The 11,795-nt window shown below is 40.3% G+C and carries 8 protein-coding genes and 1 pseudogene; 2 read left to right on the top strand and 7 right to left on the bottom strand.

The features are described from left to right. Positions 1-124 precede the first annotated feature (124 nt). Positions 125-208 (top strand): annotated as a pseudogene (locus IM509_RS11425) (IS200/IS605 family transposase); the annotation flags it as partial. Positions 209-622: 414 nt separating this feature from the next. Here IM509_RS11425 and IM509_RS11420 read toward each other — a convergent pair. The 7 genes from IM509_RS11420 to IM509_RS11390 all read right to left on the bottom strand — a co-directional run bounded on the left by IM509_RS11420 (position 623) and on the right by IM509_RS11390 (position 9,655). Continuing rightward, entirely contained in the window at positions 623-3,982 is a 3,360-nt protein-coding gene (locus IM509_RS11420; RefSeq protein WP_185236740.1) for a helicase-related protein, read from the bottom strand. 52 nt (positions 3,983-4,034) lie between these two features. Then, entirely contained in the window at positions 4,035-4,262 is a 228-nt protein-coding gene (locus tag IM509_RS11415) for a DUF4926 domain-containing protein (protein WP_002790332.1), read from the bottom strand. Positions 4,263-4,416: 154 nt separating this feature from the next. Further along, complete coding sequence (locus IM509_RS11410; protein ID WP_185237314.1) at positions 4,417-4,758, bottom strand: DUF6883 domain-containing protein; 342 nt, start codon at positions 4,756-4,758, stop codon at positions 4,417-4,419. A gap of 44 nt (positions 4,759-4,802) precedes the next feature. After that, positions 4,803-5,018: a hypothetical protein gene (locus IM509_RS11405; RefSeq protein ID WP_185237313.1), complete on the bottom strand. Its 216-nt coding sequence runs from the start codon at positions 5,016-5,018 to the stop codon at positions 4,803-4,805. Between the two features lie 130 nt (positions 5,019-5,148). After that, positions 5,149-5,475 (bottom strand): XisI protein, encoded by a 327-nt coding sequence (locus tag IM509_RS11400; RefSeq protein WP_052278166.1) that lies wholly within the window; start codon positions 5,473-5,475, stop codon positions 5,149-5,151. A 214-nt stretch (positions 5,476-5,689) separates the two neighbouring features. Beyond that, the gene (locus tag IM509_RS11395) at positions 5,690-8,743 is read right to left on the bottom strand and encodes an Eco57I restriction-modification methylase domain-containing protein (RefSeq protein ID WP_185237312.1); all 3,054 of its coding nucleotides are present in this window, start codon (positions 8,741-8,743) and stop codon (positions 5,690-5,692) included. A gap of 189 nt (positions 8,744-8,932) precedes the next feature. After that, a complete protein-coding gene (locus IM509_RS11390) occupies positions 8,933-9,655 on the bottom strand; it encodes a Uma2 family endonuclease (protein WP_272079446.1) in 723 nt (240 codons plus the stop codon). A gap of 330 nt (positions 9,656-9,985) precedes the next feature. Between IM509_RS11390 and IM509_RS11385 the strand changes: the two genes are divergently transcribed. Continuing rightward, on the top strand, positions 9,986-11,779 hold the full coding sequence (locus IM509_RS11385; RefSeq protein WP_185237310.1) for a fatty acyl-AMP ligase: 1,794 nt from the start codon (positions 9,986-9,988) through the stop codon (positions 11,777-11,779). Positions 11,780-11,795: the final 16 nt, after the last annotated feature.

The following is an 11,795-nucleotide window of genomic DNA, read 5'->3' as shown; positions in this document are numbered from 1 at the left end:
TAATGAAGCTTGTTATTTTGTGTTTGGTTTGGATCAAGACGAAAAGTAATTCTCTTGATAGCCATAACTGATCGACCTAGGAAAGTTATACTTTTAGTATAGCCTACAGATATAGGTTGTCAATATGAAACCCAGAAAAGGCTCTCATAGTGTTTTTAGCGTGCGGTTACACTTTGTTTTTGTCACTCATTATCGTAGAAAAGTTCTGAGAGGGGGACAAGCGAGCTAGAAGGTAGATAGGGCAAGCGATATAGCTCTTTGTCCTTTGATGTAATCCTTCAACCGATAGCGGCTAATTTGCATTAGCTCTTCTATATTTTTTGGGAACATTTGATGTAGCTATGGAGGGCTGTTTTAGTCCCTTTAGGAATTCTAGATGTGAGGGGAGAACGCCTGTCTATTTAGGGTCTGCTGAAAAAGTTTTTCGTGGGGGTAGGGTGTGGGGTGTAGGGTGTAGGGTGTAGGGTTTTACCGATTTTCAGGTGGTCAACTAAGTAGGGAGGCACAATTATTTGTAGGATGGGTTAGCGGTAGCGTAACATAATCGGGCGTTGGGTTTCATGCTTCAACCCAACCTACGTTCATCTTATATTTAATTCCACCCACCTACTTATCGCCGTTTCTAAACTAAAGCCTGACTGCAAATAATGATGGGAATTGGTTGCTCCTCACCTTGCAAGCGGCGGCGATCTAACCAGTCCCGCATCTCATGTTGGCTGTATAATTTCTTCAGTTCGCTAAACAAAGCTTCTCCTGTCAGGCTACGGCGCTTAATCAGGTTTAACTCGCGCTTGAGTACAGTGGTAATCGGTTGGCGAAAGGCCTGTTCTAATAGGTTAACCTGCTTACGGATTTCTTCATCCTGAGTGGTTTTAAACAGCAGTCCTAGTTCTCGCAGGACGTAGCGCTGTGCTTGAGTCAGAGAACGGCTGTACTCCCGTTCCGATTGGCGGTGTTGGACTTCCTGAGCAAATTTAACCTTGACTTGCATGACTGCTTGGTTGTAATTTTTGGGCAGCGGCAGTGCTGCTTCTTCTGGGTTGGTTTTGAGCATTCCTAAAATGCGGGCAGTATCTTTTGATCTGATCTCTCCCTGTTCATCGAGCCAGTATAATTGCTGGTAGCCCTTCCAATCTTTGCGGTTCGGATAAGAAGCTTCACAGAAGACAATTATGCCCTTATTCAGAGAAAAGCGAGCCGTTCGGATGCCGTGAGGCAGGTTAGTTATCCGTTCGTATTCAGCCGGATTTTCTCGCTGGAGTTGTCTGAGAATTTCTTCCGCTTCATTGAGGTCGAGAAATTCTCCCTCATCTTCAAACAAACTTAATTGATGACTACCACTTTTTTCATAAATCGCATACATAGCCTCTTCGTTAAGCTGTTCTGTGGGGTCAAGAATTGCCGCATCCTCCCCGATGGTTTCGTGAATTTCTTGAATGCGGTTTTTGAGTTTTTGCCGTAATCCTAGATTCCGCTCTAATCCCGTCTCTGGGAGAAAATTAAAGCCGTAAACCACATCATTCTCGCTGCCAATCCGATCAATTCGACCAAACCTTTGAATGAGTCGGACGGGATTCCAATGCAGGTCATAATTAACAATCAGGTTGCCATCTTGTAGGTTTAAACCTTCGGCTAAAACATCGGTAGCAATTAAAGTCTTGATTTCCGACTCTCCCGGGGTCAATTTATAGTATTTGTTGGCTTTGGGGGCAAATCTTCCCACTACCCGCGCCTTATCTTTATCGCCACTGTAGATGACTTCTAGATCGTCTCGATCGCCGTTAGGATTGAGGTTTTGATATAAGTAATAGGCGGTATCAGCATACTGAGTAAAGATGAGGCACTTGCTATCCTGCAGCGGAGGTTTATTCAACCAATTTTTGAGAGTTTGTAATTTAGCATCTTTGTCTGGAGTAATTGGCTCAACTAAGTGCAAAATTTTCTCTAGCAATTGGATGTCATGTTCGAGGTGTTTCTGCAATATTGTGGCATCAAAATCAGCTAGATCATACTTCCCAGATGCCTGACGCAAAGCATCCATCATGTCTTGTTCTTCCCCATTGTTTGGCTCATAGAGAATTGCCTGAGCTTCTTCTCCGGCGGGGATAATTCCTTGGCGTAAAGCTTCTCGAAAGCGTTGATGGACTTGCAGTAATTTCTTAACAGTTTGTTGGAAGGCATAAACGCTAGATTCAAAGCGTTTGAATAGCAGAACTCGCATCAGTCCTCTTAAATTTGCTCCCCCAGTTTGTAAACTGAGTAATGGTTCTTGTTTGCGCTTATTTGGTAATACATAATTCCCCAAAACATAACGAGCATAGCAAAGTTCATTTTTACGAGGGTTGGCTGGTTGCTGTTGGCGAGATTTCCCTAAATATTGGCGCAGTTCCTGGTAAAGTCCTTGATAGGTATCTTCAATACTATATTCAATGGTTTGTAGTTCTCTTTTGGGAAAGAACTGATGCTTACCACCCACAATAACGTAAGCGCGTTGATTGCCGTTTAAATAATCCTTGAAATTGTCTGCATCTACGGGTTTATGAGTCTTGGCATCAAAGCCGTACCAGCGTAAAATGTGGTTGCGAGTGCGCCGGATCAAGATATTAGATAACAAGTCAGGTAACTGTTTTTCTCCTTTCTCTACTAATCTAAAATACTCTTTTAGATCGGGCGGATCTATGGGTAAATCTGTCTTATCATCTTGATGAAAAAGCTTAATCTGATGATAAATATCCCAAGCACTTTTATTGCGAGGAGTTGCTGTCAGGAAACAGCATTGTCTCCCAGCTGCTAAAAAGGCTTCGACGATTTTATATCTTTGGGTTGCGGCATTCCGGAGGTTATGACTTTCATCAATTAAGATAAAATCTCGATCTTTGTATTTAAAATCTTCTAATAAAACTCTGATGCCACTGGTTTCATCTTCCCGCAGCAATCCCATCGATAAAACGCGGGCGTTAAGTTGATAAATTTCGTTGTAGCGTTCCCACATTTCCACCAGTGGCGCTGGACAAATAATGAGGGGGCGGGCTTTTTCCACTTGTTCAAAGCGTTTGACAATGGCAGCACCAATAAAGCTTTTTCCTAGTCCTACCACATCGGAAACGAAACAACCTCCATACTCGCGGATGAGTTTAACAGCTTGGTTAACTGCTACTTTTTGAAAGTCTGCTAGTTTCTCGGTAATTTCGTTATCTATCATCATTTCGCTGGCAGTTTCTTCTGTCAATCGATCGCGCACGAGCATATAGAGAGTTTTCATATAGATGTCGTAGGGACGTACTGGCATCATCGCCCAAGACTGTTTTAAAGACTGCATCAGTGTTTCATCAAAATCTGTTGCTTCCTGCCAAAGTTGATTGAACCATTCTGTTAAACTGGCATGATTTTCATTACCGTGAACGATAACATTAAGTTCGGTATTGTGGGAAATTCCTGATAAAGTAAGGTTAGAAGAACCAACGATAGCAAGGCCTTTTTCTTGACGTTCCAAAGGTTGTCCCTGCTGGTTATAAATTGTCCCGTAGTCGAAGATATAGGCTTTAGCATGGAGTCGCCCTTTAGTATAAACTCGCACCTGAAGGCGTTTTTCTTCAATCATAAGAACCAGATTTTTTACTAAGGTTTCTGCTTGATCTGTTTGGTCCATTAGTTCGACGCTGGAACGAATATTATCGGCGGTTTCTGTTGCCATCTGCTTGCGTTCTGTCCGTTTGGGATATTCTTGTGCTTCCAGATGGTCTTTAATTAGTTCTAAGCGGCGGTAGCCTTCTGCTAATTGTTCGATGGTTTCCCTGTTGCTGGTGTTGCCAATCAGGAGGCGCATTTGTGGGATGGTGGCGAGACGAGGTGCGATCGCAGTAAAGCCGGAGAGGAAGAAGTAACCGACGGCAAAATGAGCGGCTTCTGAAGAGTGAAGAATTTGGTTGATGTTATCGACTAATTTTTGCTGGCGATTGTCGATGATGTCGTGGGTAGGCATAGTTCGATATCCATAAGAGAATTGTTATATCAATAATGTTTTTTAAGAAAATTTACCCTATATTTACAGCTAAATTTTTAGGTTCTAAGGGAGAATGATGTAATAACATTAGTTGATTTTCTTGTAAGGTTTCGATAGCATAAGCACGTCCTGATGTGTCGCTAAATTCTACTTCAAAAACTGTGGGTTCATAAACTTCTACAATTGTTCCGACTTGTCCGCAATATAATCCTAATTGGGGTAAGTCTTCTAATAAGGCAACTACATCTAAGAGTTTCATTTGATTATCTCCTTAAAGTACATAAGTAGGTAGGCGTTAAAAGTTGTCAGATGCCCCCCTTATTAAGGGGGGATTAAAGGGGGGACTAAGGGGGGATCGGCACCCCCCTTATCAAGGGGGGCAGGGGGGATCGAACCTAAAATACATTTTTAATTTAATTATAACCAGCTGCATAACAAGTCACTAAGCGGGGAAAGTTTTCGTCATTTCTGATGATCCAAACACTGTGAATAATGGCGGTTTTGTTTTGATGAGTCAGGGTAAAATCAATAACATACTTTTGTCCATATTGATTGATTTTGTCAGGAATAGCATCATAGGTTTTAACTGCTTCTAGGAGTGCATTTTTAAGAAATTGAACGTTATTAATATCTAAGTTTAAGACGGATTTAAAAACCCTGGCTTTATGCTGTCCATCTGAATGATTTAGATTCAGGGCATAACCGGTCAATTTGTTATCATCAATAATGGTATTTTTAGGATTGGGTAATTTCACATTATACCACCTACTCAATCATTGTCTCTGCTGCCTTGATTGAACTATGATCTATGGCGCTCTCGGTCAATTTCAGAAAATATATCATCGAGTTCTGGTTGATTTTTCCATACTCCAATAAGAGTTTCTAAGTCTTCCCACAATAATTTTTTTTGAATTAAATTATCGGGGATTTCTAGAGAAATTTTTACGCCATTAGGAAGAGATAAATCCTCTAATAGCTCAATAGTATTGCCTTTGATAATTCCTTGTATTTTCATAGTATTTTAGGATAATGCTTGCCCAACTAAGACGGCAGTTTCACGATCTAGAACAGAGAGAGTTTTCCGAATTAATTCTATTGGTAATTCTAATGTTTTATAAGTTGTTTTTCCCATTTTATTTGTACTACTAATTAATGGCATATTCTGTGAATTTTCGTTTAAATGGAGAGTGAAATCCGATGACAATATCTGTTTTAGGAATTCCTAGTTCAACTAACTGTTCAGCTACTGAAATTTCTGTGTTGTTCTGTTGAATATAAACTTTGTTGTTAATAATATCTAAATGTAAAAGACATCCATAAATCCAATGATTATTATGCCAACCAACTTGTACTAATAAATAATGTTTTCTCAGATCGTCAAAGATTATTTCTAGGGAAATTTCACTAGACTGCTGAATTTTAGCTTGTTCTTCAATTAGGGATTTAACTAATTCACTGTAGTTGATTGCCATTCTACGATCTCCTCTCTGTGATATCCCTAGCTGGCATATCCTTATTTTAGCAGGTTTTCCTAATTTTAGCATCTTGTAACAATCTTAAGGTTCACAATCCATACAATGCCGCTACTCTCTCATCTGACGACTGGGTTATTTACCTCTATTTTAACAGATTCGCTGTGATGATTTCAGATACCCGACTTCTTAAAGAAGTCGGGTATCTAACCCCTTACAGTCCATATAATGCCGCTACTCTCTCATCTATCTCTTTCTCCCATTCTTCACAGTTAACCCCCTTGGCATCTAAGCATTTTTGTACTAATTTAATGATGGGTTCTTTTTCGGATTCAGAAGCATTTGGAACTATAGCTTTTTGAAGATATACTCTTAGTAATTGGTATCCGTTTTGAATTTGTGTGCAATGACGGGTTATTTCTTGCCAAAAGGATTGAGAATTTAAAATACCTAATAAATATAAATCATCAATTACTATCATCCATACAGCGTCATTAACAAATATTCCATTAGTATCATAAGCAAAGCAAGGTTTTACTTGAAAACGTTGATAAACGATTTTAGGCTTGCTCAATTCTTGATAATAAGCCACATTATCTTGTATCTCATACCATTTATATGAACCTGGCTTACGTCCTAACCATTTTTGAGTTTTAGAATAGTTTTTAGGCTTTGGTTCTAATTGTGATCGATATTGTTGAAGATATTCTATAACAGCAGGAAAATCATTAATTTCAATTCCTTGTTTTGTAAAAATTAACCATCTATCTTTAAGATCAATAGACCACTTTTTAATGTCTTTACCAATGGCTAATGGTTTGATTATTTCTGAGCTTTTTTCATCTTGATTGATTAAATATTCTTTTGTTTTTTTATCAATAAAAAAAACTTTGCTTAAACCTGTTTTTATTCCATAAAAAAAATTTCCTTTCACGTATTCTTCTAAAGTAATTCCCGACGCTTTCATTTTTTTAATAGAATCAACTGTAGAAGTATCAGTTAACATCCAATTTTTTCCATTCAAGGATTGATGATTTAAAATATTTCCCTGTTGACGAATTAAAGTTGAGACATCAGGATAGGGATCATCTAATGATTTTACTTCAGTAAAAATAATTGAATCATTGAGTCCTTGCTCTTTATTAGCAATAAAAATCATCGGGTAAGCTGTCGCACTCTTGAATACTGGTAAATCCCCAAAATCGGTAATACTTCTCACCTGACAAGTATCAGCGATATGCTCTCTTAACTTCTCCCCATACTTTGCCCGAAACCATTTATTAGAAGAAATAAAAGCTAACATTCCCCCAGTTTTAAGTAACTGTAAAGCTCTCGCATAAAAGAAACAATATAAATCCGATGTTCCCGTATAAACTTCCGGGTAAACTTGCTTTAAAGTTGGCTTTAAATCCTTAATCAATTCCTGTCTCACATAGGGGGGATTTGCTACCTGAATATCAAAACCTCCCTCCGCTAATACCTCGGCAAACTCCACCACCCAATCAAATCCTTTTGAGATAGCTTCCTTATCACTCGCAATCACAGAAGCACTGCCATGGGTTAATAAAGCAATCTGTTTCTTAACCTCATTAATCTCCTGTTCAAGACTTTGTTTATCACTGCCTAAATGCGCTCTTAAATACTTCGCTTTAGCTTCCCTAAACCGATGGATAAACTCCTCGCGCACCATCCCAGAACCTTGGGGATTAGGAGCAGTTAGACTATCTCCTGTTTCAATTTTAAACTTCAAATTCGGTAGCGGTGGCGGATTGTCTCCCTCATATTCAACCGCTAAGGAAAGCCATAACCTTAAGCGAGCAATATTAACCGCAAAAGGATCGATGTCAACTCCATAGATATTGGTTTCAATAATCTCTAATTTGCGCTGATAAACCGTTTTGTAATCAATACCTTTAGTGGCAAATAAACACTGACGCAAATCTAATAACTCATGCAACATTCCCAATAAATAAGCTCCACTGCCACAGGCAGGATCGCAGACTTTAACCTGTTTTAAGGTTTCTAAAACTGCCTCTGGATTCTTTAAATTAATAGCATTATATTCGTCAACAAAAAGCTCAATCGCTTCTTTGTTTTCAGAAGTTAACTTACTGCTTAAATATCCCTTCAACGCCTCCCGACACATAAAAGAAACTATCGGTTTAGGTGTGTAATAACTACCTGATTCATGTCTTCCCGTGACTAATTCCTCAAACACTTTTCCCAACATTTCTGGGTCCACTGCTACCTCCACATCAAGAGGTGTACTCTCAGTCACCGTGAAATTAAAATTACTAAAAAGGCCCTGTAGGATAACATTGATCGCCTGATCGGGTACTATTATATTAGGATTGTGGTCATCCTCATCTTGTTCAAATAATCCCCCATTAAGATAGGGAACTGTGCCGATTATTTGCCGAAGAAAACCACCGTTATTGATACTGATAATATCCGTTTGTTGGGGATTATTTAGTCCCGTAAAAAACAGATGAGTCAAGCGATTATGATAAAAGTTTTTGTCCGAGGTGCTGTTATCATTCTGATAATCCTGCCATAAGGTTTCTAGATAGTTTGTTTGTTCGTTAAACTTCAGCCAACCTTTTTTCTGGATAAAAACAATAAACATCAGGCGATTAAATAGCTTCTGAGTAAATAGTCTTCTCTGGTCAGCATTAGGGATAGTTTTAGTAATTAATTGCTCAACTTTTTCAAAGACCGAGCGATACTGTTCAAAAAATTTCTTAGTAACTTTCTCAACATCAAAAGCTTCATCATGACGTTCCTGAATCGCTAAAGGAGACTCGGAACTAATATTATCTAAATCCAGTAAACTTAGGCGTTCTGTGGCGGTTCGTAACTGTTCCCCCGCACCCACTGTAATTCGCCGCAAGACTTGCCGTTTTTCTTGTTTAACATCATATTTAACATTGATAAAATGCCACCGTTCTTGGTGGAAATCAGAGAAAACAAAGAGAGTGTAGGGATGGTTTTTTAGCAGTTGAGTAACGACAAGACGCTCTAAATTGAGCAGCAGTTGCTTAGAGTTGAGACGAGCATAAATAACCTGAAAATCTTTCCCCCCAGAAGCTAATAGGATTGGATCTTCTGCTAATGCTTCTACTGCTTTATCTGGCCAATTGCGTCGGGACAGGGTTTGATTTTCTCGCTCGTAATTTAACTCGGACCAGAATAATTTTTTGAGCGAATCCAATCCTCTCAGGGATGAAAGAAGGTCATAAACTGACTGCCGAAGTTCAATATCACTCATAAGTTTTCTCACGACCTCTCCTTTAGGTTTACTTTCTCTAGGTAGCTGGTTATAAATCCCCCCTTGATCCCTAGGGTTGATTCATGGCAGGGTTGATTCATCGTAGGGTTGATTCATGAATCAACCCTACCCTTAATAAGGGGGTGTCTGATTTTAACATCTGACTACTTAGGACTTTTGCCACTTCAGTTAAATTGTATCGGGATCGATGCCTAATTCTCGCAATTTTTGGGACAATTTTTCCTTAGCTTGTCGTTCCCTTTCTTTTTCTAAAAGAGCCTGTTCTTTTTCTAAAAGAGCCTGTTCTTTTGCCTGTCGTTGCTGTAATTCGGCTTCTTGAGGAGTGGGGACTAATTGACCATCGGCGGTAAAATAACGCAGTTTCCGGTCAAATATCCCTAAATATAATCCTAACTGTTCACTCCAGAGATAACCCTGTTCATTGGGAGAAATGGCTTGATATTGTCCCTCAATTAGTCTAAATCCTTGTAATTCTAACGTATTAGGATCGAACCAAAAATAATTAGGAGTGCGAAAGGTATTTTGATAGAGAGTTTTCTTGTTATTGCGGTCAATATTGGCCGTAGAATCGGAGAGAATCTCGACAATTACATCGGGATATTTACCCTGTTCTCCCCAAACTACCCAACTTTTGCGGGGACGTTTTTCGGTATCTAAAACCACAAAAAAATCTGGACCACAGAAATCACGTTTTTTTAGTTGTTCCGCGTTGTAGTAGATGGTTAGATTTCCCGAAGCGTAGTAATCACTCCTCTCGCGCCATAATAATTCTAGACAACTAAGGAGAATGATGATCTGTTGCAGGTGTAGATCACTTTCCAAGGGTGGTTCATCACTCCATAAATCTGTGGGGGGATAGGTGACATCTGGGATAATGTCTAGGGCTGTCATGACTTTTCCCGGTATTTTTAGGATTGACTAATTATAGCTTTTTCTCACAATTGCAGAGATAAGGCGGGGGGATTTTAACCAATAACTTAAGTAGGTAGGCGTTAAAAATTATCAGACACCCCCCTTATCAAGGGTAGGGTTGATTCATGAATCAACCCTACCTTATCAAGGGGGGCAGGGGGGATCGAATCTAAAATCCATTTTTAATTTAATTATAACCAGCTACTTAATCCTAGACCTTGACCGATCGCCTTCGGCACTTTATCCTAGCGCCATGGGCAAATATGTTAAAACTTCTATACAATAGCGCCAATAAGCCCGATAACAACGATGACTGAAACCCTAATTCAACCCGCAACCCTAGTAGAACTCTTACGTTACCGCGCCACGACACAACCGGACGGCCATGCCTACACTTTTCTTATCGATGGTAAAAAAGAAACCCCACCTTTAACCTACAGTGAACTCGATCGCCAAGCAAGAGCAATCGCCGCCTATTTGCAAAAATACCAGGCCCAAGGGGAACGCGCCCTATTACTCTATCCTCAAAGTTTAGAAGTAGTGGCCGCTTTTTGTGGTTGTCTTTACGCGGGAGTGATTGCCATTCCCGTCCCCCCACCGGAATCGGGACGACTTAAGCGCACTCTGCCCCGTTTACGGGCAATTGTCAAGGATGCTAATGCCACCTTTGCCCTAGTTACCGAAAGTATTCTGACTCTTATTGAAGGTGTTAAGGAAGAATTTCCAGAATTCGACCAAATGAAATGGATTACTACCGAAAGCATTGATATTTCGCTGGCGGACCAATGGCAAGATCCCCAGGTGGATAAATCGGCGCTTGCTTATCTGCAATATACCTCCGGTTCGACTAATATCCCCAAAGGGGTGATGTTAAGTCATTTTAACCTGATGCACCATTGCGGTTACTTGCAAAAAGCTTGTGGTTACGAACCGGATAGCGTTACCCTCACTTGGATGCCCTATTTCCACGATTACGGGTTAGTCGAAGGTATCACCGTCCCCCTCTACAACGGTACACCCTGCTATCTCATGTCTCCCTTTGCTTTTATTAAGCGTCCGATGCAGTGGTTAAAAAATATTACTAAGTACAAAGTTACTCATAGTCAGGCCCCCAACTTCGCCTATGATCTTTGTACTCGTAGGATTAAAGCTGCCGATTTAGCGGAATTAGACCTGAGCAGTTGGCAGGCCGCGGGAAATGCCGCCGAACCGATTAACCCGAAGGTAATGGCCAAATTTGTCGATACTTTTGCAGATTATGGCTTTTCTTGGCAAACTTTCGCCCCTGCCTACGGATTAGCTGAATATACCCTCTTGATTTCTAATAAACCCAAGGGAACCACCCCAATTATCACCGCTTTGGATGCAACCGCCTACGAACGCGGTAAAATTGTCCCTGTAGGCTCCGATCGAACCACGGGAGTTAGATACGTCCCCAGTTGTGGTCGTCGCGTCTGTGATACCCGTATAGCTATGGTTAATCCCGATACTTTCACCCTTTGTGCAGCCGATGAAGTGGGCGAAATTTGGGCCAGTGACCCCAGTATGGCCGCCGGATATTGGCAACGGGAAGACGCAACCAAAGAAACTTTTCAAGCTTATCTTGCTGATACAGGAGAAGGACCGTTTTTACGCACCGGAGATTTAGGTTTTCTTCTCGATGGGGAATTACATATCACGGGACGGATTAAGGATTTAATTATTGTCCGTGGCAGTAATCATTATCCCCAGGATTTAGAATGGTCAGTACAGCATCTTAATGAGGTTTTTCGTCCCGATTATGGTGCCGCTTTTTCCATTGAAGATAACGGGGAAGAACAGTTAGTTGTTGTCCAAGAATTAGAACGTCGCAGCGGGGAATTAGATACGGCTAAATTAATCGCCGATATCCGTCAAGAAATCGCCGAAGAACACGAAATTATGACCCATGCCATTGTTTTGGCTAAATCGGGAACAATTCTCAAAACTGCCAGCGGCAAAATTCAACGCCGCGCTATTAAACAGAATTTTCTCAATGGTAATATGAGTGTTATCGATGCTTGGTCAGAAAATCCTCAGTTAGTTAGTAAATTTGATCGCTCTATTTCTGAAACAGAAGCATAGTTTTTTGGGTGGGCAA

The organism is Microcystis sp. M31BS1 (assembly GCF_020245285.1).
Classification (GTDB): Bacteria; Cyanobacteriota; Cyanobacteriia; order Cyanobacteriales; family Microcystaceae; genus Microcystis; species Microcystis panniformis.
The sequence above is the reverse complement of the archived record's forward strand: the minus strand, read 5'-3'. Positions and strand labels throughout refer to the sequence as shown.